A 25,115-nucleotide genomic window follows, 5' to 3' on the forward strand; every position below is an offset into this window, starting at 1 on the left:
TTTAATTATTTATTTCCAATCCATTCTACCATTTTTTCTATTCCTCTTTTTGAGGTCATTTTAGGTTGCCATTGCAATATTTTTTGAGCTTTAGTATTATCGGCTACGAATACTAATTGATCGCTCTCTCTAAAGGGGAGCTCTTTATATTGCATTTTTATACCTAAAAGTTTTTCTAACATAGCAAAAAGTTCTAGTAGTGAAAGACTATTTTCAATACCTCCACCTATATTAAAGACTTGCCCTTTGGCTTGTTCTATATATTTGATACCTTGAAAATAAAGACTTACTACATCATCGGCATAAAGCACATCACGTACTTGCTTACCATTGCCTGAGATAGTAAATAGTTCTCGATTTGTACCTTGTTTTATCTCAATTGCTTTTTGCACAAACCAACCAATCCAACCTTGGTCGAAGGTAGCGTGCTGATGACTTCCATACATTGATGAATGTCTAAATACTATAGTTTTAAGTCCATAAATACGATGAAAATCCAATAAATATTGGTCGGCTGATCCTTTAGAACATCCGTAAGGCGAATGGAAATCTAAAGGATAAGTTTCAGGAAATCCTTTAGGATATTCTTGACAGGTATATCGCATCTGTTCTTCTTGAAAAGTAAGATTAGCGAAATCGCCATATACTTTATTGGTTGATGAGTATAAGATGTAAGCATCAGGACAGTATTTTCTAATAGCATCTAATAAGTTGAAAGTGCCCATTGCATTCACTTCAAAATCCAAACGTGGGTTTTCAATAGAAGTAGTCATTGCTACTTGTCCAGCCAAATGAAACACAATATCAGGCTGTTCTTTTTTGATCACAGTTTCTACATCGTTGGTGTTGCGTATATCATAAGGATAATAAGAGAATTTACCGAGCGTTCTGAGCCAATCTAAGTTTTGGGCACTACCATAACGGAAAAGATTGTCTAAAACTACCAATTCTTCTCCTCGTTTTAATACTTCTTGAGCTAAGTTGCTTCCTACGAAGCCGCAACCGCCTGTTATCAAATATTTCATTGTATCTCGTGTTTTACAAATCGTTCTATATTTTCTTCTAAACTTCTTTTAGGTTGCCACCCTAAAGAACACAACCTACTATTATCTACTTGGGGTTCCATAATCTCCCCCTCTCGGTAAGGAAGTGCTCCAAAATTCAACTGTGTTTTTATTGGTTTGCCTTTAAGTTTTTCTAATACCTCTTTGACAAGTATTACAAAAGTCTTTACGGGAGTGAGTACACCTGTACCTACCTCTATATCATTAAAATCTTTTAGTTGTGGTGCTTGTTCTAAACAAGTAAGGTAGGCACTTACCACATCGTCTATATAAATAAAATCACGCTTTTGTGTGCCTGCGGTGAGTGGGATGATGTTTTTTTCCTGCTGGAGTTCATTCAAGATCCAAGAGGTAAATTTGTCATTGCCATCTTGCTCTCCAAACATAAGTTCTAATTTTAAGTTCACTACTTGTATTTTATCAGACGCCAATTGCAACCACTCTTCAAATTGTTTTTTTGAAAGGGCATAAGCGTTTATTTGTTTACCTAAAAGTGTACTAGTATTAAGGAAATGTTTTGTGCTAAAATCTATTGCTGTACTAAGCAATTCTATCCCGAACATTAAGTTTGTTTTGAGTATCTGCTGTATACTCTCTCCTTTTCTACCATACACACAGGCTGTATGAATGATAGTGTCTATATATTGTTCTTCAAAGGCTTTTTGCAAAGGTACTTGGTCTATATCATAGCTTTTAAAGGTGTTTTCAAAACCTTTTAAACGCCACATATTAGAGGTAGAGCGTTTGAGTACTACTACCTCATAGCCTTTGTTTACAAATGCTTTCAGCAAATGACTGCCAAGGAAGCCTGTTGCGCCCGTTAAAAGTATCGTCATAATTATATTGCTATTTCAAATTCTTGCTCTATGTAGGATTGAAAAAACTCCCACGAAAGGCACGTTCAGCTTGCGCTGATGGGGGTTTGCCCACGAATTGCACGAATTTGCACGAATGCTTCAGCTTGCGCTGATGAGGGTGATATTGTAAAGAAACCTATTTTGTGCTAAAGTTAGAAATTTACTCCAAAATATTCTTCTAATTTTTCTGCGATATAGTCTAACTGTTCTTCGCCTAAAGCTGGATAAATACCTACCCAAAAGGTTTGATTCATTGTGATATCGGTATTAGTAAGGTCACCCACTACACGGTATTCCACTCCTTTGAAATAGGGTTGCTTAGTGAGGTTACCCGCAAATAGTAAACGTGTGCCTATCTTGTGCTGGTCTAAGAAGCGGAGCAAATCTACACGTGCGGTACCTGCATCTTCTTTAAGGGTGATAGGAAAACCAAACCACGAAGGGTCGCTATTGGGGGTTGCCTCTGGTAGGTATAGAAAATCAGTAAGGGTTTGGAGTCGCTCTTTGAGGTAGGCGAAATTTTTACGACGTTTTTCTATAAACTCCTCTAAGCGGTCTAACTGTGCTAATCCGCAAGCGGCTTGCATATCGCTAATTTTTAGGTTGTAACCTAAATGTGAATATACATACTTATGGTCATATCCAAAAGGCAAATCACCGTGCTGTTGCGAGAAACGGCAGTTGCAAGTGTTGTCACAACCTGGTGCACAATAGCAATCACGCCCCCAATCGCGGAAAGACTCAGCTATGGTTTTTAGTTCTGGATTGTTAGTAAATACTGCTCCTCCTTCACCCATTGTGATATGGTGAGCTGGATAGAAACTAAGTGTTGCAATATCACCAAACGTACCTACTTTTTGTCCGTTGTAGGTAGCGCCGAGTGCATCGCAGCAGTCTTCTACGAGCCAAAGGTTATATTTCTCACAAAGGGCTTTTATTTTTTCTAAGTTGAAAGGGTTTCCCAAAGTATGGGCAAGCATTATTGCCTTGGTTTTAGGGGTGATGGCTTGTTCTATAAGGTCGGCGTTTACATTGTGAGTATGTAGATCTACATCTACAAATACGGGTACTGCCCCAAATTGAACAATAGGGTTCACCGTAGTAGGGAAGCCTGCTGCTACCCCTATTACTTCATCACCTTTTTTGATAGCACGGTCACCTAATTTAGGTGATGTGAGCGCACTAAAGGCTACTAAATTAGCTGAAGACCCTGAGTTTACAGTGATGCAGTATTTCACCCCCAGAAAGGCGGCTAACTTCTTTTCAAAAGCGGCATTAAAGCGTCCTGTGGTGAGCCAAGCGTCGAGAGAGGCGGCGACCATATTTTGGAGTTCTTGCTCACCGATTACTTTTCCTGAAGGAGGGATTACCGTTTTTCCTGCTTCAAAGGGTTTGGGTTTGTAAGCCTCTTGGGCATATTGGGTTACTAATTTTGCTATTTCTTCTCTAATTGTTTCTAATGACATATTTTCTTTTTTTTGACCACGAATTTGTACGAATGTTTTTTAGTTTTTTTCGCCCACGAATCTCACGAATTTGCACGAATATTTTTCAGGTTGAGATGATGAGGGTTACCTACGAATTGGCACGAATGTTTCAGCTTGCGCTGATGGTTTTTTTGCCCACGAATCTCACGAATTTGCACGAATATCTTTCAGGTTGAGATGATGGGTTCTGACCTCTAAGTTCATAAATTTGCACGAATATTTCAGCTTGCAATGATATTTTTTTCGCCCACGAATCTCACAAATTTGCACGAATGTTTTTCAGGTTGCAATGATGGGGTTTCTATAACACTTTTCGGAAAATTCCTTCATTGATATCTACTTCGTTGAAATTGACTAATATTCCTAATTTTAAATTTGATAGTTTTAAATAGTTTAAAATTTGTTTGTGGTGTTTCGCACTTAGTTCTTCTACTGATTTAATCTCAACAATAATTCTATCTTCTACTAATAAATCTATTCTAAAAGCAACATCTTGTAAAAGATTACCTTTATAGTATACAGGAATAGGTACTTCTGTTTGTACTTTTAACCCTCTGCTCTCTAACTCAAATTTGAGTGCAGAAGCGTATACTTTTTCTAATAATCCTATACCTAATTGATTGTAAACTTCATAAATAGCTCCTACAATTTTATAGGAGAGTTCTTTTTCTATTATCATCATTTTGTTGTTGATACAATTTGTTTCAGGTTTTTTTTCGCCCACGAATCTCACAAATTTACACGAATATCTTTCAGGTTGCAATGATGGGTTCTGACCTCTAAGTTCATAAATTTGCACGAATACTTCAGCTTGCGCTGATATTTTTTTCGCCCACGAATCTCACGAATTTGCACGAATGTTTCCGATTGAGATGATAGGTTTTGACCTATAATTACAGAATTTGCACGAATACTTCAGGTTGCAATGATGGGTTTTTCGCCCACAAATCTCACGAATTTACACGAATATTTTTCAGGTTGAGATGATGGGTTCTGACCTCTAAGTTCATAAATTTGCACGAATGTTTCAGCTTGCGCTGATGGGTTTAGGATTCCATATAGCCTTTGATTTCGTAAAGGCAGTGGGTTTGCATATCTGCTCCTCGTAGCCACGCGCGATGCCAATGGACGATTTTTTCTAAAGTATCGGCGAGTCGCCATTGAGGATGCCATTTGAGTCGGGTGGCAGCTTTGGAACAGTCGAGTTTTAGAAAGTTAGCTTCGTGAGGCTGTTCGCTCTTGTCCCATTCATAACGAGCTCCTTCGCCCCAAAATTTTACCATTTTCTCTAATATCCATTGTACTGATTGGCAATCGTCGTCCTTAGGTCCAAAATTCCAACCTTCGGCAAAAGCTTTGCCCTCATTATACAATCGTTCAGCTAATACTAAATAGCCTGAAAGGGGTTCTAAAACGTGTTGCCACGGACGGGTGGATAGTGGGTTGCGGATGATTACAGGTTGTTGTTTTTCGAAAGCGCGCAAGATATCGGGTATCAATCTATCGTCAGCCCAATCGCCACCTCCTATCACATTACCTGCACGGGCTGAAGCAACAGCTGCGGTATCGTTAGTATAAAAAAACGAACGGCGATAGGCAGACACTACTAACTCAGCACATCCTTTGCTATTGCTATAAGGGTCGTGCCCCCCCATAGGTTCATTTTCGCGGTAGCCCCATTCCCATTCGTGGTTCTCATAACACTTATCGGTTGTGATGACTACCACTGATTTTAGGTTAGGAGTATGGCGAGCTACTTCTAAAACGTTTATAGTGCCCATTACATTGGTACTATACGTATCTACAGGTTCTTTGTAGGAAAGTCGCACTAAAGGTTGGGCTGCTAAGTGTAACAACACATCGGGGTTGAAAGCACGAATGCTTTGCGATAGCTGTTGCAGGTTGCGAATGTCGCCTATTTCAGTTTGCATATTATCGCCTACTTTAGCTACATCAAAGAGTGCGGGTTGGGTAGGAGGAGTTAAAGAAAATCCTTTTACCTCAGCATCCATCAGCTGTAGCCATAGGGATAGCCACGAACCTTTGAAGCCCGTGTGCCCTGTAACAAATACGCGTTTGCCTTTCCAAAATTGTGGATTTACTTTTCCTATTGCCATACTTTCCAAGGAGCTTTATTGTTTTGCCATAATTCTTCTAAGAGCATTTTGTCGCGAAGGGTATCCATAGGTTGCCAAAATCCTTCGTGTTTGTAGCTCATCAACTGTCCGTCGGCAGCTAATCCTTTGAGAGGTTCTTGTTCCCAAATTGTATTATCGTCTTTGATGCGCTCTATCACTTTGGGAGAAAGGACAAAGAAACCTCCGTTTACGAGAGCACCATCGCCTTTTGGTTTTTCTTGGAACTTCATAATCTGATTGTCTACTATATCTAAAGCTCCAAAGCGACCTGGGGGGTAGACAGAAGTGAGGGTAGCCTGCTTGCCGTGAGCTTTATGAAAAGCTAGTAATTTAGCAATATCAATATCAGCTACCCCATCGCCATAGGTAAAGCAAAAAGCTTCCTCATTGGCTATATAAGGCAATACTCTTCTAAGGCGTCCTCCGGTCATAGAGTGTTCTCCTGTATCTACGAGGGTTACTTTCCACGGTTCAGCACGTTTTTGGTGTACGTGCATCTCGTTGTTTGCCATATCGAAAGTGATATCCGATTGGTGCATAAAGTAGTTGGCAAAATACTCTTTGATGATATAGCCTTTATAGCCACAACAGATGATGAACTCATTGATGCCATAATGTGAATAAATTTTGAGGATATGCCATAAGATGGGCATTCCTCCTATTTCTACCATTGGTTTGGGTTTTACAACGGTCTCTTCACTGAGGCGTGTACCGAGACCACCTGCTAATATTACTGCTTTCATAGTGTTTTTATATCGAATTATTTTTTGACCACAAATATTTTCAGCTTGCGCTGATGTTTTTTTTTTCGCCCACGAATTTCACGAATTGGCACGAATATTTTTCAGGTTGTAATGATAAGGTTTTTGACCTCTAAGTTTATGAATTGCACGAATACTTCAGCTTGCGCTGATGTTTTTTTTTCGCCCACGAATTGCACGAATAGGCACGAATGTTTTCAGCTTGCGCTGATGGGGTTAAACAAAGGCATCGGCGAAGAAGTTTTCTTCTTTTAGTCCTTGTTCGGAGAGGAGTTTTTGAGCGCTTTGTATCATCACTTCACTACCACAAGCGTATACTTGTGCTTTTTGCCAATGGATAGGCTGCTGTAATGCTATTTCTTGTACATAACCTTTAGCCCCTTGCCACTGCTCTTCGCGAGAGAGTACGGGTATATAGGTGAAATTAGGTAGTGTTGTTTTGGGTTGCCAAAAGAGATCTTCTCGTTTTCTTCCTCCCCATAAAAGCCATATTTTTTTATGAGCTGTCAAATCAGGTGTAGATTGCAGCTGCTCTAAAATTGCTTTTATAGGTGCGATTCCAGTGCCTGTAGCTATTAAAACGATCTCCTCACAATTGGGATTATTGCGATAGAAAAAAGTACCCAGTGGGCCTTCCATTCGTAATAAGTCGTTAGGTTTGGCTTCGTTAAACCAGTACTGACTAAATAAACCTCCTTCATAATTACGGATAAAGAGTCTTAGTTCATTGCCTTCACATTGGCTATGACTGATAGAATAACTGCGTTTTTGTCCGTTTCTGATAATATCTACATACTGTCCAGGCAAGAACTGAAAGACTATCTTTGGGGGCAAGCGCAATACTACTTCTACAATATTAGGAGTAAGTACAGTGATGTTGTTTATTTTACAAGGTGTAACTTGTGGTTTAGGCAATTTTACTGCCAAGTCTTCTACATCTAATATTACTTCTGATCTAGGTACTACATTGCACGAGAGTACATAGCCCGCTGCTTTTTCTTCTGCGGTAAGCACTTTTTCGTCTTGCAAATTCTCAACTTTGCCTTGAAGTATTTTTACACGGCAACTCCTGCAACGTGCCTCAAAGCACGAATATTCTAAACTGATATCGTTATCTAAGGCGGCTCTTAGCAAAGAGGTATTCTCATCACAAGGATAAGATTTGTCGTTTTTTAAATGTATGGTATATGTTGACAAGATAGGTAATATTTAGGGCGCAAATATACAAAATTATTTTGGATAACACCTATGTTTATTTATGAAATAGGTTGAATGTGTAGTTTTTTTTAGAAGTTTTAGTATATTTGTTTAGTGGGGTGTTATACCAATGTTTTGAGGGTGAGTAGGTTGTTATCGGTAGAGGTTTTTGCTAAGTGTTGTACTCTTGCGGAGAGTGCTCGGCGTCGGTTGCGGTTGAACTCGGTGAGTTTGTGGTGGGATTTGGTGGTTGCTAATAGAAATGCGCAAAAGATTCCTATGACTATGAGTAGGAACAGCCCTGCATAGGCCCAGTGGGCGGTGTTGTGGCATTGGTAAGTGTGGAGTATTCGCAGGTGTTTTTCGTTAGTGAGATCTCCGCGTTTGCGCACAGCTTGTAGTTTTTCTTTCCACGCTTGTTGTAGAGCTTCGTCTTTCCAATTGACGTACCATAAGCTCCACTTGAACTGATAGTTAGGTACTGTTTGTGCTAAGTGTTTTTGCAAACGATAGGTGAAGACGAGCCTAACGAGAATGTAGTAGATAACTCCAAAAACGCCAGCTAAATAGAAGAGGATTTTGTTTTCGATATCGGTGTGGGCGGCATAGTATACAAATGAAGAGACAATAGTCACGGGTAGGAATAGGGCATTGTGGATGCTATCGGTTTCTTTTTCTACATAGTCGTCTCCTTTGAGCAAACGTTTAGGGGAGAATTGTTTGAGTGTTAAAAAGTTCATCATAAATGGTAAATGTTAAAAGGTGTTAAAATGTTTTTGAGGCGCGAAGGTACAAAAATATTTTAATTATTTACGAATTTATGAAAATATTTTTTAGGCAGAAAAGAGATTTTTTGTCTATAGGTTTGAAAATGAGAGGGTTTTATGAGTGCAATCTACACGGGTGATTTGGGAGCTATGGGAGCAGTGAAGTAAAGGTATTTTAACGATTACGTCACTGTTATTCCTATAGTTACGATAAATTTATCTTCTTCCCTTTTCTCAAGCTGTTAGTTCTTTAGTTTTTCTATAAAGTCTTTTATATGCTTCTTAGCTCTCCAGCCGAGGGCTTCTGTTTTTTTGGTAACAACTTCGGCTGTCATACGGTTGCCTTTGCGCTCGGGGAGCATTTGTATCTCGCCTCCAAACAGTTGGGCTATTTCGAGGACTGTATAGGTTTCAGGACTGCCAATGCCGTAGCCATCGCCTTTGCCCTTTTGTCCTACTAATAGCAATCCATCAACTATATCGTCTATATGGGTGAAATTGCGCTGTTGGGTACCAGGGCTCACTACTGTTAGAGGTTCGCCTTTCTTCATTTTCTCGGTAAAGAGGGCGATGAGGGTTGCGTATTTGCCTGTGCGTATTTCGCGCTTGCCATAGACATTGTAGAAATATACAATGGCATAATTTAAATTATACCAATTGCCATAGTTGATAATCAGTTCGGTATTAGAGGATTTGCTCCACGCATAAGGGCTTTGGTCTTTGCCAATCCCACCATCGCCAAACTTAGTGCTACTGCCTGCATATACTAATTTACAATTGTGTTTACGACAGAACTCTAACACTTTTAAAGTTCCTATTTTATTGAACAGAAGCACTTTATCGATATCGTCAAAACTTTGTTCTACACGAGAGTATTCTCCTAAATGGTATATCAAATCGGGAGTGAAATTGATGAGCTCGAAAATGTGTTCGGTACTACCTTCTATATAGGTTACTCCCGCCACGTGGTTGTCTCGGCTTCCGGTAAAGTAATTGTCTAATGAATAGACATCATTTTGAGGGTTGTTGGCTAAGGCTTCACAAAGGTTTGAACCTACAAAGCCAGCGCCACCTGTTACTAATATTTTCATTGTGCAAATGCAGAATTAAAATGTGATTTATCAGTGGTCTCAGAGAGGCTCAGAGAAATTCAGATGATACTGGTAATTTTATAAAACAGATTATCAGTTCATTAGACTTTGTCAAAGTTTGAGACTTTGACAAAGTTCATAAGAGATGTAATCTTTATTTATCTTGGTAGTGCCCTAAAAATTGAATTATAATTACACGTTTTTCTTCTTCTAATATTTCATAAACAAGCCTATCTTTTTTATTGAGTGTTCTGCTATAAACAACGCCTTCTTCTCCTTTAAGTTGTTCAGGAGCCCCTACTCCTTTTGTTGGAGTTTCTTGTAACTCTTGAATGATTCTTTCTATTTTTGTTTTTATAGCAGGAGTTCCTGACTTTTTGATAATTTTTAAATCATCTATTGCATCATCGGATATTTGCACTATAAAAGTTAGTTGGTCAGTGTCCATAGGTTATCTGGTGTTACAGTGGTAAGTGTTCCTTTCTGTTTTTGACTACGAGCTTTTTTTATTTTCTGAGCTGTAGTTTCAGAATAAGTATTCAAAGGCTTTCCTACACTCACCACTTTTTTTTTGATTTTGAATTTTTCAAAAAGGGTATCAAAGAGTGCGTATTCTGCCTCATTGTTAAATGTTAATTGTAATGTAACCATAATTAATTCTTTTTCTATAGGTGCTATGGGAGCTGTGAGAGCTATAGGAATTGTGGGAACTCTCACCTAACTATTAAACTCCTATTTGTATATATTTCCATCCTTTTTGGGGTAACTCAAAGGCGTTGTACTGGTTGCGACCATCGAAAATGACTTTTTCGTTTAGTAATTTGGCGATTTCATCAAAATCGGGGACGCGGAATTCTTTCCATTCGGTGAGTAAAAGCAAGGCGTCAGCTCCTTTTAGGGCTTCGTATTTGCTCTCTACATAAGTAACCTCAACATCTTTTAGGTAACATACTTTGGCTTCGTGAACGGCTTTGGGGTCGTAGGCTTGTACTTTGGCACCGCGTTTCACCAATTCTTTAATGATATAAATTGCAGGAGCTTCGCGCATATCATCGGTTTCAGGTTTGAATGAGAGCCCCCATACAGCAAAGGTTTTGCCGCTGAGGTCTTCACCATAGTGAGCGATTACTTTTTGAGCAATTACATATTTTTGACGGTTGTTTACATCGTCGACGGCTTCTATCAATTTGGCTTTGTAATTTACCTCTTCGGCTAATTTTTTTAAAGCTAATACATCTTTGGGGAAGCAAGAGCCTCCATAGCCACAACCGGGGTAAATAAAACTGTAGCCTATACGACTATCGGATCCTATACCGATACGCACTTTGTTCACATCGGCTCCTACACGCTCACAGATATTGGCAATCTCGTTCATAAACGATATTTTGGTGGCGAGCATTGTATTTGCTGCATATTTGGTCATTTCGGCCGAGCGGATATCCATTGTGATCATACGATCGTTTTGCATATAAAACGGATTGTAGAGTTCTTTCATTTTCTTGAAAGCGTATTCGTTATCCGATCCTATTACCACGCGATCAGGTTTCATAAAATCTTCAATTGCTTTACCTTCTTTTAAAAACTCGGGGTTGGATACTACGTGAAATTTGTAATTCACACCGCGTTTATCTAAGGCGGCTTGTACGGTAGCACGTACTTTATCGGCTGTACCTACAGGTACGGTAGATTTATCGACTACAATGAGCTCTCCTTGCATAGTTTCACCTATAGCTTGGGCTACTGAAAGCACATATTGCAAATCGGCTGACCCATCATCGCCCATAGGAGTTCCTACAGCTATAAAAGCGACCTCGGCATCTTTGATAGCCTCGGCTATATCAGTTGTGAAAAATAAGGTTTGATGAGCTACGTTGCTCAGCACCATCTCTTCCAATCCAGGTTCGTAGATAGGTATAATTCCTTGTTTGAGTTTTGCTATTTTCTCAGTATTGACATCTACGCAGGTTACCTTGTTGCCCATTTCGGCAAAGCAAGTGCCTGATACTAAACCTACATAACCAGTGCCTATGACTGCTATTTTCATATATGGATTTCTGTATTATATTTTTTGCAAAGATATGAATAATTTGTCAATTAGCAAATTTGTCAATTAGTAAATTTTAACAATTTGTAATGGGTTCTCCGTACAAATCGTAATCTGCAGCCTCTATAATTTTGACATCGGTAAAATCGCCTATTTTCACATAGTGTTTTTTAGCGTCGATAAGTACCTCGTTGTCGACATCGGGGGAGTCGTATTCGGTGCGTCCTACGAAATAGTTGCCTTCTTTGCGGTCGATGAGGCAACGGAAGGTTTTACCTACTTTCTCTTGGTTTAATTCCCACGATATTTGCGATTGCAATTCCATAATTTCATTGGCACGTTGTAGCTTTACTTCTTCGGGGACATCGTCGGTTAACTCGTAGGCTGTGGTATTCTCTTCGTGACTATAAGTGAAACAACCGAGGCGATCAAAACGCATTGCTTTAACAAAATCTTTTAGTTTTTGGAAATCTTCTTCGGTTTCGCCAGGGTAACCTACAATTAGGGTTGTGCGGATTGCCATTTCGGGGACTGCTTCGCGGAATTTTTTAAGCAACTTGGTAGTCTTCTCTTGGGTGGTACCGCGTTTCATACTGGTGAGAATCTTATCGGAAATGTGTTGCAGTGGGATATCTAAATAATTACATATCTTAGGCTCGGTTTTCATCACCTCAAGCACGTCCATCGGGAAACCTGTGGGGAAGGCGTAGTGAATGCGTATCCACTCAATCCCTTCAACTTTTACCAAGGCGCGCAAGAGGTCGGCAAGAGCGCGTTTTTTGTAGAGGTCTAAGCCGTAATAAGTGATATCCTGAGCGATGAGTATGAGTTCCTTCACCCCCTTGGCGGCGAGTTTTTCGGCTTCGGTTACCAAATCGTCAATGGGGGTAGAGATATGAGCGCCACGCATCAGTGGTATAGCACAAAAACTGCAAGGGCGGTCGCAACCTTCGGATATTTTAAGATAGGCGTAATTTTTAGGTGTAGTGGTGAGTCGTTCACCTATGAGTTCGTGTTTATAGTCGGCGCCGAGAACTTTGAGCAGAGCGGGCAATTCACTAGTTCCAAAATATTGATCGACATCGGGGATTTCTTTTTCTAAATCGGGTTTGTAGCGTTCGGAGAGGCAACCCATTACAAAGACTTTATCCACTAATCCTGCTTCTTTTTGTTGTACATAGTCCAATATAGTGTTGATGCTCTCTTCTTTGGCGTTGTTGATAAATCCACAGGTGTTGATAACCACTATGTTACCTTCTTTTTCGTGTACTACTTCCTTACCACCAGCCTTTAATTGCCCCATTAGCACTTCGCTGTCATACACGTTTTTAGAGCAACCAAGGGTTACCACATTGATAGTATTCTTTTTTATTGATCTTGTTCGCATTCTTCAGTTTGTTTCGGGGTGCAAAAGTACGGATAATTTGCTAATTTGCCAATTTGCTGATTATTTGTATCTTTGCGGCGAGGTTTAGGGGATAGGTGTCAGGGGATAGGTGTCAGGGAAATGAGTTTTTGGGGCTCTGAGAGTATCTGAGAAACGCTGATGTTTAGAAAGTCTCCCACGAATCCCACGAATTTTTACGAATTTGAGATTGCATAAAATTCTTTATATTATTTCAATATTATCTCACGAATTGGCAGCTGGCGCTGCTGGATTTACACAGATTGCATAAAACAATATGATATTTTTTTAACGGATGAACATAGCTTTTGATGCCAAACGGGCTTTTCATAACTTTCGCGGTTTGGGTAACTACAGTCGCGACTTGATTCGTATGCTCCAAGAGCATAAGGTTGGTCATTTGTACCTATTCAACCCTCAAAAACGCAAATTTTTAGGGGTGAAAATTGATGAAAATACTACTGAAATCACTCCTCAATCTTTCTTCTGGCGCAAATTTAAAAGCCTTTGGCGCAGCTTGAAAATCACTGATATAGCTAAAAAACTACCTATAGATATCTATCACGGACTTTCGGGAGAAATTCCCAAAGGTATCGCTCAGCATTTGCCGACGGTGGTGACGATTCACGACCTTATTTTTATGCGCTACCCCCAATGGTATTCGTATTTCGATAGAAAAATTCACTATAAAAAGTTTCTTTATGCTGCCCAAAACGCCCAGCATATCATCGCTATTAGCGAACAGACAAAACGCGATATCATCACTTATTTGGGTGTTCCCGAAGAGAAAATTACAGTGGTATATCAGGGTTGTCACAAGGCGTTTAAACAAATATATACTAAAGATGAAAAAGTGTCTATACGCCAAAAATACCGACTTCCTGAACGTTTTGTGCTGAATGTGGGGGCTATAGAGTCTCGCAAAAATGCTCTCGAAATAGTGAAAGCTATTGAACCTCTTGAAGATATGTCGCTCATATTGGTAGGTAAGCCCACTCAATACTACGAAGAGATAAAGAGGTATTGTGAGTCGCATAACCTCAGTGAGCGCGTGCAGTTGCTCAGCGGTGTATCAATGGAAGAATTGGCGATTATCTACCAATTGGCAATTGTGTTCTGTTATCCTTCAGTGTTTGAAGGTTTTGGCATTCCTATCATAGAAGCTTTATTTTCTAAAACGCCCGTTATCACTTCTAAGGGCAGTTGTTTTCCCGAAGCAGGAGGAGCTCATTCTATTTATGTGAATTTAGACCAAGCGGCTACCGAAATACGCGAGGCTATAGTGAAAATCACTACCGATGAAGCGTTGCGCACGACGATGATTACCGAAGGCTACCACTATGCACAACGCTTTACCGATGATGCTGTATTTCAAGAATTGATGAGAGTTTATGAGCAGGTGTTAGGGGATAGGTAATAGGTGTTAGGGTTCACTTGTGAAGGTACTGGCGGGCAAGTTGGCTTCGTTTACTAAATTGCCGTCGGTAACGGGGCTAAAGCCATAGCGCACAGCTTTGGGATTACTTACTTCTTCACTTGTCACTTTTACTTCTTCTCCTATAACTTCGGCTGTTGCCGGATAGAAAATTCCATTACCATCAGAAAGTTCAAACCCACGTAAGGTTTTACCATCGGCGGAGTGCATTCCTTGGGCATAATCAAAAGCAACTGTAGCGACTTTTCCATTGAAAGTTGCTGAACGGAACAAAGGTCCTGAAGGGAGTACTTTTTTGCCATACGTATCGCCTAAAGCCCATTGTGCTAAACGCTCGCCTATGGGTTGTTTGTTTTTGGGGTGTACATCGGTGGGGTGACCATAATCGTAGGATACTGCCATTCCACTGTGAGGCACTACCTTCATCAATCGGCGCTGACTTTCTCTAAACCAACCCCACGACGGACGGTTGATACTCGATAGCTGCACATAATAGAAAGGCAATTGCGAATTGTTAAACTCGGTACGCCAACTTTTTACTAACAGTGGAAACAACTTGCTATGTGCATCTTTGTTATGCGCATTGGATTCTCCTTGATACCAAATCACTCCTTTGATAGGATACTTCTCTAAAGGCAATATGCCCGCTTCAAATAGATAGGCAGGTTCGTAAGGGTGTCGCTGTAATTTATCGGTAGCTTTAGCGATATTCTCGCCTGCACGCTGGCGCACCCAATCCATTATAAAATCGTTTTCACGCCAATTGTTGAGGATACGCGGAAAGTCGTATTCCAATGTACGGCGGTCTATCCACGCTTCGGTAGGCGATCCTCCTACGGCATTGCAGATGAGCCCTATAGGCATATTCAACTCTTTTTGGAGGCGACGTCCAAAATAATAGGCTACAGCCGAAAAGGCACGTACGGTTTTGGGGCTACACACTTCCCATTGTGCAGGTTTATAGTACTGCAACTGATTGATAGAATCTAAAGCTGAAAGTTCCCAAGCATTAGCATTATCAGTGCGCCAACGGGCTTCCATATCAAACAATCGAATATTAGGGTTTTCGGCTTGTGGGATATCTCTTTCGCCTGTTGAGGCTTGGAACATTTCAAACTCCATATTCGATTGTCCTGAACAAAGCCACACTTCACCTGCTACTACATTCTTAAAAACACGTTTTTCTTTACCGGCAGTAATTTGCAAAGTGTAAGTTTCTTTGGCTGCAAGTGGTGCTAAGGTTACTTGCCATTTGCCATTGCTATCGGCAGTGGTGTTGAGTTGTTGATTTCCTATTGTTACAGTGATTTTAGTACCTGCATTGGCGATACCGTGCAAGGGCAGCGACTGCCCGTGTTGCAATACCATATTATCGGAATAGATTTCAGGGAGTTGCAAGCCGCCATAATCGCCTGTAATAGCTCCATAGACTACTTGCGCCAAGATAGCTGCCCCTTGTGCATTGGGGTGTACGGCATCGGGGAGCATTTGTGGGAAATGGTACAGCGGCTCGTGAAAATCGATGAGCTGGGCGTTTGTTTGCTGGGCAACGAGCGCAATGGCTTGTTGTATTTCGGCGTGCCAATCGCGTGTACCCGACTCAAAACGAGGGTGGCGATGTGATAGCGGACTCATACGTGCAATGACGATGCGCGCTTTAGGGTTTGCTTTTTTAAAAGAAGAGATAAGGGTGAGATAATCTTTTACAAAATCATTGCGGTGGTTAGGCCAATTACGTGGGTCGGTATCGTTGATACCCAAGTGAATAACGACGATATCGCCTGCAAAAGCAAGGGCTTTTTTGTATTCCTCTTGTTGGATGTACGGGCGATGCCCCTTGCTGAGCAAAGTCGCTCCTGAATGACCGAAATTTTCCACCTTATAACCTTTACCTAACAAGCGTTGTAGCACTGATGGGTAACTGTTTTGTTCGCGATTTTCGATGCCATAGCCGTAGGTAATGCTGTTACCTATGCAAGCTACTTTGATAGGTTTTCGCTGTCCCCAACCTAAAGAGCCAAGCACTAAGGCACTGATAAAGAGTAGTTGTTTTTTCATTTGGTTGCAAATTGAATGCTATTCAATTACAAAAGTACAAATAATTAGCGAATTGGGAAATTTTATTTCCAAAGAATCATTAGTGCTTGTGTTTTAAAGGTCTAAGTTTTGTTCTCTCATAAAAGTCTTTATTTTTTTATTATCTCACGAATATTCACCTGACGGTGAATGAGGGTGTCCGAAAAGTTTTATTTATGTGAGCGTTTGCAGCACATACCCAGCTATCGCTGGTTTTCCTACATAACATACTACAAAAGATATTGATAATCAGGTTTATAGACTTTGTCAAAGTTTTGGGACTTTGACAAAGTTTTGGGACTTTGACAAAGTTTATGATACAAAAATTTCAAATAATTGATTAGGAAATTTTATTTCCAAAGAATTACTAATGTTTCTTCAGAGGATAGGCGGGCGGTGTTGGCTGTTGTACTTCCTCCCTTATCGGCAAAAAGGACTGAAGGATTTACTCCTTTGGGACAACGCAATGCTACTGTGGTAGCTTGTGGACGTTTGTTGATGAGGATCGTAAGATATTGATTGCCTTTTTGCATTGTATACATTTGCACTCCTTTTTGGTAAGTTTCAAACTGAAAAGGGACTGTAGCTTGTGTTTCGGCGAGTAGCAAACGTGAAAGCGATTCTCCTTTACCACTGCGCAAAGCGCCCAACCCCAATAGCGATGGAAACCAAAAAGTCTCTCCCCTCATAAAGCGATGTCGCGTTGCCAACACACTATTCCCCTCTTGGGCGACTATTTGTCCTTGAGTATTGTAGATACTGCCTTTCCAAAGGTGGGCGGGCAGGAGTGCGTTTTGGTAATTTACACTGAAATCAGTAGGGAGGCATTTTACTTCTTTCAGCGCTCCCCCTAATACATCTTGTAGCGGAAATCCTGTGTGATGTAGGGCAAACATATTTTCGTCGTAGAACGCGCTGAGTCCTTCCATTATCAGTTTGCCGCCATTGCGTACAAAGTTGCGCAGGGGTTCCCAATAACGCGAAGGGAGGCTTATTTGTCCTGATAAAATAATGGTTTCGCCTTTGTAAGAGGGTTTGTTCCAGTTGAACTCATCAAAGCACTGAAACTGACTATTGATACCGTTTTCAAGTAGGGTTTCATACATTGCAAACGCCGATTTCATAGCTCCTCCCGTGTTTCTGCCCTCGTAATTATTGTTGGTATTATCATTTAGTTGTGCTTTCTTTTCTACCCAAAGTGTTTCGCGGGTATAGAGGATATGAATGTTGGCTACTACGGGTTTAAATTTGCTGATATTGATTTTTCGGAGTGTTTTGGCAACTTCGGAGGCAGCAATGAGTCGGTCGGTAGGTTGGTTTTGGAAATCTACGAGCGCCCATTCGCCTGCTTCATCGCCCACAGCACGCGGGTTTAAGCACCAAAACAAGATGTGTTCAGCACCGTTGCCAACGCTCGTCCACAGCCATTGGGTAATTTCTTCTTTGGTAGGGCAGAAGGCTTTATAACCGCTATAAGTGTTGTTGCCTCCTTGCAATTCGGTTACCCAAAAAGGCAATTCGCCTGCTCCCGAACGTATGATAGCGCAATTTGCCCCCAAAGCTGTAGCGTACTGATTTCTGTGAAACATAGTGTAATGCCAACTGGGGTGAGCAGAAGCGCCTAACGAATTGAGAAAGTTGCGCCAAGCGGGGAAGTTGTATTCGGCAATATTGCTGAATATTTGGTGAGAATTGACGTGCAAATAGGCATTAGGGTCGTATTTTTTCACCTCGTTGGCAATCCACTGCAGGTACCAAGTGTTGTAGTGCAACAAGAATTGTTGAGGGGTGAAATCTACTATTTGTGGGTAGCCTTTGCTGTTGTAGGCAGTAGGCTGTAATGTTTTGAGCCATTCACTTTTTTGGGTATTGGCAAAAGCGTCGTTAGGCACCCAACCTCCAGTGCCAGGTTCGTTCATCAGCACCCAACCATAGAGGGCAGGTGAGGTTTTGAAATGGGTTACTACTTGCTTGATATAGGTAGCAATTTCTTGTAGATGCGACTGCGAATAAGGGTGCTTAAAGCCTCCTAAAGAATTGTCGGGGGCAGCGGGGAAGAGCGTGCCTACAATCTTCACATTGTACCGCTCGGCTGCTTTAAAAGCCTTGTCGAACAGTGAGAAATCCCAAGTACCGTCGGGGCGCTTCATATAGTTTTCGAACATACGAATGCGACAACAGTTCATTTGGTGCTCGCTGAGGAGTTTGAACCAAGTATTTATCTCCTCATCACTCTGACCAGGTTCAATAAACACTTGTGCACCAATGGGTGATACATAGGGTTGCGCTTTCACAGTGGTAGTGATGGAGGCAATCCCAAGGCATAAAAGGTATATACAATTTTTTAAAAACATACAAATACTTTTTTGGTGGTACATTTTATGGTGCAAAGGTAAGACGATAAAGAATTTATCCACTTATCTTTTCTTTTATAAAACTTATCAAATTAACTTATACGCTTCACTTTTCACTTTCCCCTTTCAAATACTCTCGCGGTGAGACATTGTAGAACTTCTTAAACGAACGACTGAAGTTCGATAGCTCTTGGTAACCCACCTTATAGGCTACTTCCGAAATGTTCAAATTGCCTTGCTTCATCAGTTGGGCAGCAGCGGTCATACGTATTTGTACAATCACGTTGTAAGGGGTGGTGTTCATAATAGCTTTTACCTTTTTGAAGAGTTGGTTAGTACTCATATTTAGGGCATCGGCGAGGGCATCGATACCAAACTCAGGGTCGCTAAGGTGTTCCATTACAATGTTGTTCACTTTATCTACAAACTCTTTTTTCCAAGGTTGCCCGATGAGTTTTTCGCGGTACACATTCAGGTCGGATGAGGAGCTGTACTGTTCCCACAGCTTCTTGCGCGAAAGCAGTATATTTTCGATGCGCTTGCTGAGTATTTTAGCCGAAAAAGGTTTGGTGATATAGTCTTCCACACCCAAACTGTACCCCTCTACCACTTGCGATTCCTTGTCTAAGGCAGTGAGCAAAATGATAGGAATATGGTTTGTTTTTTCGTTGGCGCGCAGTTCTTTTACCATTGAAATGCCATCGCGTTTAGGCATCATAATATCCGATACGATAAGGTCGGGGATGTGGGTAATTGCCAATTCTAAGCCCTCTTCACCGTTGCGTGCCAATAGTACGTGGAAATGCTCGTTGAGAATGTGCTGTATATAATCGCGCATATCGTCGTTGTCTTCCACTACCAAAATAGTCTCTTCCTTGTCGGTTGCATTTTCTTGTGGAGCTATTTCTTTTACTGCTTGGGTAGTGTCTATCTGTTGCAAGGTGATAGAAGCCTCGTCGTGGAGTTGTGGCACATCTAAAATAGGCAACAATACCGTGAAGGTAGCCCCTTGCTTTTCTTCACTTTCTACCTCTATATGTCCTTGGTGTAGGTCGACGAGGTCTTTGGTGAAGGCGAGCCCTAAGCCAGCCCCTTCGTTGTGGAGTTCTTTTTGGCGTTTGCCTTGCAAGAAAGCGGTAAAGAGCTGTTTTTGTTCTTCTTTGGAGATGCCAATGCCCGTATCGGCTATCTTGATTTGCAAAAACTTCTGTTGGTTTTGTACCACAGTGGCAATAAGCACCGTGATTGCACCTTTTTCGGGGGTGTATTGGAAGGCATTTCCGATGAGATTGTAGAGAATTTTGTCTAATTTATCGGCATCAAAAGGCATCCACAAGCTGGGCATAGTACTCTTGATAGTGTATTGTATTTGTTTTTCTAAAGCGAGATAAGCAAAGGTTTCACTCACTCCTTTTACAAATTTCACTACATCGTCGTATTGCAAATTCAGCTCTAATTTGTTCTTTTCTAACTTTCTAAAATCAAGTAATTGGTTGATGAGGCGCATCAGTTTTTGGGCGTTGCGCAACATCATTGTATAGATCTCTTTGTGCTGTTTAGGAGAATTCTCATCATCTACCATTTGGTTTAGCGGACCTACAATCAGCGAAAGCGGTGTTTTGAACTCGTGAGAGATGTTAGAGAAAAAGTTGGTTTTCATCTCATTGATTTCGTACATACGCTGTGCTTCCAATTGCGAGATACGCAGGTTCTGCTTGTCTCTTTCCTTGATGGTGTAATACTTCACGATAAGCACAAGCAAGCCCAATCCCAGCAAGGCATAGAGGATATAAGCCCAAGTTGTTCGCCAAAGCGGAGGTGCTACTACTATCTTAATTGTAGTAGGTTTTTCGCTCCACACCCCGTCGTTGTTAGTGGCTTTTACTTTGAAAATGTAAGTGCCTGGGTTGAGGTTTGTATAGGTAGCGATGCGTTCAGAAGTGTCGTAAATCCAATCGCTGTCGAAACCTTCGAGCATATAGGCGTATTGGTTTTTGAAAGAAGCGCGATAGTTCAATGCCGAAAAACGGAACGATATTACTGATTGCCAATGTTTGAGGTGAATGCTTTGGGTCTCGTCTATTACCTCGGTGAGCACCCCTCTTTCTTCTGGTCGTACCGATTTGTTGAATATTTGAAAATCGGAAATAACTACTTTAGGTTGGGTTTGGTTAAGTGTAAGCTGTTGAGGATAGAAAGTATTAAAACCGTCTTTTCCTCCAATGAGTAGCTCGCCGTCTTTGGCTTGTGCAAAAGCTCCTAATTGAAAGCCCGAATTTTGCAAGCCATCGTACTCATTGAACACTTGGAACTGTTGGCTTTTTGGGGTGTATTTCAGTACTGCCGAAGGGGTGCTCATCCACAGATTGCCACTGTTGTCTTCTGCCAAACCGAAAATAGGGTCGCCATAGTCGGTGCCTTTACGACAAATGAGCTCAAAGCGTTCGGTTTTCTTGTCGAACTTGTGTAGCCCTCCTTTGGTGCCTATCCACAAGGTGCCGTCCTTGCTCTCGTGGATAGCCGTAATAAAGTCGTTGCTCAGGGCGTGTGTGTTGTTTTTTAGGGCTGTATAGGTGTGTTTGAGTTTTAGGTCGCGGGTGTAACAACGCAAGCCTTTTTCGGTGCCTACCCACAAAAGGAGGTCTTGGTCGCGGTGAATTACGTGGGTTTTATCTTCGGGGTAGATGATGTTTTTACTTTCGAATAGCGGGGTAAAAACACCCGTAGCGGGCTGGTAGTTGATTGCCCCCAATTCGGTAGCAAGCCAAAAGGAATTATCCCAATCTTTGGTAATTTGATAGACGTTGCGGTAGGTGTAGTTCGTACCGGTAGGCACTGGAATGGGCACCTGACTAAAACTGTTGGACGAAGGGTTGTACTTAATGAGGAAATTGGCGTAGTTGCCTATCCAAATATTCCCTTCGGCATCTTCACAGAAAGCTTGATAGAGCTGAGTATTGGGGTTGTAGGATTGGTTGCTAAAAGCAGTGAGTGTCTTTCTGTCGGGATTGAGTTTATCAATATGGTTTAAGCCTCCTATCCAGAGGTTGCCTTTGCTGTCCTTAAAGATAGCGCGCACTTGTTTTTCCGAAAGAAAATTCTTGTACCTCACCCATTTGAATTGGGCAGGGGTAGGGCTAAAATAGTAAATCCCTGAGGCGGTACTCACCCACATCAGCTGACTTTTATCTCGGTAGATGTGATTCACACTTTCATTAGCGAGTTGCGGGTTTTGCAAGTCGGTAATGGTGTGAGTGTTTTTGTTGAGAAGTTTGATGCCCTCGTTGGTTTCTATCCAAATGTTGTGCTGACCGTCATCGGCAACCGAAAGCACGTTCACATTATGCGTGCAATGGGTCGCGTCACATACGGCATAACGTTGGTAGTTTTTCGTTTTTTCATTTAAGCTATACAAACCACCGTGAGCTGAGGATACCCAAACCGTGCCTTCTGGGTCTTTGTAGAGATTGAAAATGTGCTTGCATACCTTCTCATCAGTGTCGTTTGTATGCCAATAAGGGTGTAGTTCAAATTGTTTTTCCTTGCGGTTAAAACGGTACACCCCGCCACCCCACGAACTGAGTATGAGCGTGCCATTGGTAGCTACCATACCCGTAAGGGCGTTATTCAGAGGTTTGGAAGTGCCTTTTTCTCGAATGTCGTAATGAGTGAAGACTCCTGTTTTGGGGTTGAGCATATCCAGTCCGCCGCGGTCTACGGCTATCCAAATCATACCCGCCTCGTCCTCTACTATGCCCGCTACATCGTTATAGCTAAGGCTTTTACTCCCTTTTTGATGTTTGTAGGTGGTGAAGATACCCGTGCGCAGGTTCAGTTTGCTGAGTCCTTCGCCTTTTAAGCCAATCCAAAGGTTGTGCTGACTGTCTTCAAACAAACACCTAATAGAGTTCCCTGCCAGGCTGTTCTTCTGGGTGCTATTGTGCTTATAAACAGTGATATCATAGCCGTCAAACTTGTGCAAACCGTCATCAGTGCCTATCCATATAAAGCCTTTTGAGTCCTGCAACATACTGGTAACCTCATTGCTTACCAATCCGTTGTGAGTGGTGATTTTGGATAGATACGCCCAGTCCTGCGCTGAGAGCAACGCAGGAATGCAAAGGAGTATGTAGAGTAGGTTTTTCATAGTTTTTTATTTACCATTTAACGCCCTTACTAATTCTTCTTCTCGTTCTCGTTCTTGTTCCTTTTGCCATTTCATTTCTTTATCTCTCCACTCTTTTTTGAGTTCTTCAGCCCAAAGTAATTCTTCTTTATAAGGACGTCTTACTTTTAGCCAGTCTCCCCCTCTATAATATACTTTTCCTTTTGGAAAAAAGTAATCATCATAAGTGCCAGCTACAATTCCTTTGCTTTTGATATAAGCAAATTGATAGATACCTCTATTAAAAATATTCGCAAATTGATAAAAATAATAGACAGTATTACCTTCTTTTTCTTCAATATTAGCTAAATAAATATGTTCCTGATGTTTAGGAATTTCTATAGGAGGATACTCATTCCAATCAAGAGGAAATTTGGTATTTACCTTTTTTTGATACACTTCTTTTAATAAAGTAATAGGTACTATAGGTTGATGGGTATTGATAATATAGTTTCCTGTAGCAATAATCATTTGCTCAGGAATATCTATACAATAAAAAGATTCTGCCATACACTCTTTACTTACATAATATGTATTCTTTACTTTTTTTACTAACTTCAGAGTATTAGGTATAGGTTTGATTTCCTTTTCACTAATTATGTCATAGCCAAGTACTTTTTTTTCCAATTCCTCAAAAAGCTTCTTAGTAGAAAATAAATTATTCTGAACCTTTTTTAAATCTATTTCTTGCCAATTGCTCTTGCTTTCAAGGTCGGGAAGTACTGAAAGAAGGATTATATACTGTTTATCATAGCGATTGAGAAAAACATTATATGCCTCAATAGTATTTTTAACCCCATAAGGGGAAGTGTCGAGCGTATACTGTTTTACCTTGTAGTTAGTTGTTAAACTATCCAATAATACATACTTTTCTTGTTGTGCTTGTACAGCACAACAAGAAAATAATACAAAATAAAGTATTTGTTTCATAACCTAAGGACATTTTGTACCATTTGTACCGTTTTTTTGTTCTTGAATAAATGTAGCATCAGTAGGAGATATGAAAAAATCTTCTACAATACCTTCTTTTGCTATAGCACGTGCTCTTTCTAATGTAAAATTAGGATTAAATGAAATAATACTTTGAGCTAATTTTTCTAAGAAAGCATCAAACCTACTATGGTCTGTTCTAAGCTTATATCTTCTTGTTTGTTGCCCATTTCCTACTGGATAATCTTGATATGTAACAGAAGGGTATTTTTGATTAAAAACAGTCTCTCCTAATTTCGCGTGTTCTGCATTTAGAAAAACGTGTATTACTTCGTGATAAATAGTAGCTAAAACATATTCTTGTGTTACTGTACCGAACATATTACTATTTAAGTAAATAATAGCTTCTATAGAGTTTTGTTTAACTTCAGGAAAAGAAGAGTAACCTGACATCCCAGAAAGAGGTTTTTCAGTAACAGTAATGTTATACTTATTATTTGTACCAAAAGTCTCTCTAAGAATCTTAGCAATATCGTTATTTAAGTTAGGGGCTTTAGCTAAAAGGGCTTTTGCACAAGGGTTATTAAGTTTATCTATAATATTATCCTCCTGTTTACCTTCACTATTATTGCCTCCACCACTATTGCCTCCACCACTATTATTAGGAGGATAATATACTCTAAGGCATTGTCTATCGTCTTCGATGGCATTGAATATGGAATCTTCTCCGTCCCAATCTATAGCATACATAATATCTAATTCATCCATTAAACATTCAAAATTAGGGTACATTGATATTATCAGAACTATTTCTTCATAATAATCTACTATTCTTCCTGTTACAACAACTTCTTCTAATTCGTGTACAGAGTGAATACAATTAGGATCTCCATCTAAATGCCCACAAGGATAACGCCCACCCGAAACAGGAGGCGGAAAATTTCGTGGAACACCTTCGTCTAAAAATCTCCATCTACTATGTATTGACTTATTATCTTGCTTTTTAGCAAAAGTAATAATCTGGTTATCCTTTTTCTTGATAAGAATAAGAAACTTAAAATCCTTTGAAAGGGTATCTCTATTAATTACCCTTGTAAAAATAAGAGGATCTTTTTTAACGAGTTCAATGTCTACTTTTTCAAGATTATTTACACCATAATCAGTTCTCAAAATAGAATCTACCTCTTTATTTTTTAAAGGTAAGTAATTATTACGGATATTATTAACAATCTCCGTATTATTGTTCTCAGGGGTGTTTTCATCTTTTTTACATCCTCCTGTAACCATAAAGACTCCTATTATTAAAATAGTTGTCACATTTTTTACAAGTTGTTTCATTATATT

Annotated in this window: 19 protein-coding genes; 1 reads left to right on the forward strand and 18 read right to left on the reverse strand. The window is 40.4% G+C overall.

The window, feature by feature from the left end; translation table 11 throughout:
- Positions 1–5: 5 nt before the first annotated feature.
- The 13 genes from JMN12_RS06420 to rimO all read right to left on the reverse strand — a co-directional run bounded on the left by JMN12_RS06420 (position 6) and on the right by rimO (position 12,793).
- Positions 6–1,025 carry an NAD-dependent epimerase/dehydratase family protein gene (locus tag JMN12_RS06420; RefSeq protein WP_203138109.1) on the reverse strand — a complete coding sequence of 340 codons (1,020 nt, stop codon included), beginning with the start codon at positions 1,023–1,025 and terminating at the stop codon, positions 6–8.
- Positions 1,022–1,900 carry an NAD-dependent epimerase/dehydratase family protein gene (locus JMN12_RS06425; protein ID WP_203138110.1) on the reverse strand — a complete coding sequence of 293 codons (879 nt, stop codon included), beginning with the start codon at positions 1,898–1,900 and terminating at the stop codon, positions 1,022–1,024. The genes JMN12_RS06420 and JMN12_RS06425 overlap by 4 nt, the downstream gene beginning before the upstream one ends.
- Positions 1,901–2,073: 173 nt before the next feature.
- On the reverse strand, positions 2,074–3,387 hold the full coding sequence (gene rfbH, locus JMN12_RS06430) for a lipopolysaccharide biosynthesis protein RfbH (RefSeq protein ID WP_088593458.1): 1,314 nt from the start codon (positions 3,385–3,387) through the stop codon (positions 2,074–2,076).
- A 322-nt stretch (positions 3,388–3,709) separates the two neighbouring features.
- Positions 3,710–4,087 (reverse strand): GxxExxY protein, encoded by a 378-nt coding sequence (locus JMN12_RS06435; RefSeq protein WP_034555318.1) that lies wholly within the window; start codon positions 4,085–4,087, stop codon positions 3,710–3,712.
- 367 nt (positions 4,088–4,454) lie between these two features.
- A complete protein-coding gene (rfbG, locus tag JMN12_RS06440; protein WP_203138115.1) occupies positions 4,455–5,525 on the reverse strand; it encodes a CDP-glucose 4,6-dehydratase in 1,071 nt (356 codons plus the stop codon).
- Positions 5,516–6,289 carry a glucose-1-phosphate cytidylyltransferase gene (rfbF, locus tag JMN12_RS06445; RefSeq protein WP_015781976.1) on the reverse strand — a complete coding sequence of 258 codons (774 nt, stop codon included), beginning with the start codon at positions 6,287–6,289 and terminating at the stop codon, positions 5,516–5,518. Before rfbF ends, rfbG begins: the two co-directional genes overlap by 10 nt.
- A 234-nt stretch (positions 6,290–6,523) precedes the next feature.
- Positions 6,524–7,504, reverse strand: a complete 981-nt coding sequence (locus JMN12_RS06450; RefSeq protein WP_203138117.1) for a 2Fe-2S iron-sulfur cluster-binding protein — start codon at positions 7,502–7,504, stop codon at positions 6,524–6,526.
- A 122-nt stretch (positions 7,505–7,626) separates the two neighbouring features.
- Positions 7,627–8,247: a hypothetical protein gene (locus JMN12_RS06455; protein WP_088593455.1), complete on the reverse strand. Its 621-nt coding sequence runs from the start codon at positions 8,245–8,247 to the stop codon at positions 7,627–7,629.
- A 266-nt stretch (positions 8,248–8,513) separates the two neighbouring features.
- Positions 8,514–9,362 (reverse strand): NAD-dependent epimerase/dehydratase family protein, encoded by an 849-nt coding sequence (locus JMN12_RS06460; RefSeq protein ID WP_009413015.1) that lies wholly within the window; start codon positions 9,360–9,362, stop codon positions 8,514–8,516.
- A 154-nt stretch (positions 9,363–9,516) separates the two neighbouring features.
- Positions 9,517–9,810, reverse strand: a complete 294-nt coding sequence (locus JMN12_RS06465; protein ID WP_088593453.1) for a Txe/YoeB family addiction module toxin — start codon at positions 9,808–9,810, stop codon at positions 9,517–9,519.
- Positions 9,792–10,013: a hypothetical protein gene (locus tag JMN12_RS06470; RefSeq protein ID WP_088595252.1), complete on the reverse strand. Its 222-nt coding sequence runs from the start codon at positions 10,011–10,013 to the stop codon at positions 9,792–9,794. Before JMN12_RS06470 ends, JMN12_RS06465 begins: the two co-directional genes overlap by 19 nt.
- A gap of 73 nt (positions 10,014–10,086) precedes the next feature.
- Entirely contained in the window at positions 10,087–11,406 is a 1,320-nt protein-coding gene (locus JMN12_RS06475) for a UDP-glucose dehydrogenase family protein (RefSeq protein ID WP_203138119.1), read from the reverse strand.
- A 76-nt stretch (positions 11,407–11,482) separates the two neighbouring features.
- Positions 11,483–12,793 carry a 30S ribosomal protein S12 methylthiotransferase RimO gene (gene rimO, locus JMN12_RS06480; RefSeq protein WP_203138124.1) on the reverse strand — a complete coding sequence of 437 codons (1,311 nt, stop codon included), beginning with the start codon at positions 12,791–12,793 and terminating at the stop codon, positions 11,483–11,485.
- Between the two features lie 313 nt (positions 12,794–13,106).
- Here rimO and JMN12_RS06485 point away from each other — a divergent pair, with 313 nt between their 5' ends.
- Entirely contained in the window at positions 13,107–14,228 is a 1,122-nt protein-coding gene (locus tag JMN12_RS06485) for a glycosyltransferase family 4 protein (RefSeq protein WP_203094219.1), read from the forward strand.
- Positions 14,229–14,234: 6 nt separating this feature from the next.
- On the opposite strand, the gene JMN12_RS06490 is transcribed toward JMN12_RS06485, so the two are convergent.
- From JMN12_RS06490 to JMN12_RS06510, 5 genes are all read right to left on the reverse strand, one after another.
- Complete coding sequence (locus JMN12_RS06490) at positions 14,235–16,304, reverse strand: GDSL-type esterase/lipase family protein (protein ID WP_203138125.1); 2,070 nt, start codon at positions 16,302–16,304, stop codon at positions 14,235–14,237.
- A gap of 368 nt (positions 16,305–16,672) precedes the next feature.
- Positions 16,673–18,739: a beta-galactosidase gene (locus JMN12_RS06495; protein WP_203138126.1), complete on the reverse strand. Its 2,067-nt coding sequence runs from the start codon at positions 18,737–18,739 to the stop codon at positions 16,673–16,675.
- Between the two features lie 43 nt (positions 18,740–18,782).
- Positions 18,783–22,823, reverse strand: a complete 4,041-nt coding sequence (locus JMN12_RS06500; RefSeq protein ID WP_203138128.1) for a two-component regulator propeller domain-containing protein — start codon at positions 22,821–22,823, stop codon at positions 18,783–18,785.
- 6 nt (positions 22,824–22,829) lie between these two features.
- Entirely contained in the window at positions 22,830–23,771 is a 942-nt protein-coding gene (locus tag JMN12_RS06505) for a hypothetical protein (RefSeq protein WP_203084519.1), read from the reverse strand.
- Positions 23,772–23,774: 3 nt separating this feature from the next.
- Positions 23,775–25,109 (reverse strand): hypothetical protein, encoded by a 1,335-nt coding sequence (locus tag JMN12_RS06510; protein ID WP_203084518.1) that lies wholly within the window; start codon positions 25,107–25,109, stop codon positions 23,775–23,777.
- Positions 25,110–25,115 lie beyond the last annotated feature (6 nt).

Source organism: Capnocytophaga genosp. AHN8471 (assembly GCF_016806945.1).
Lineage (GTDB): Bacteria > Bacteroidota > Bacteroidia > Flavobacteriales > Flavobacteriaceae > Capnocytophaga > Capnocytophaga periodontitidis.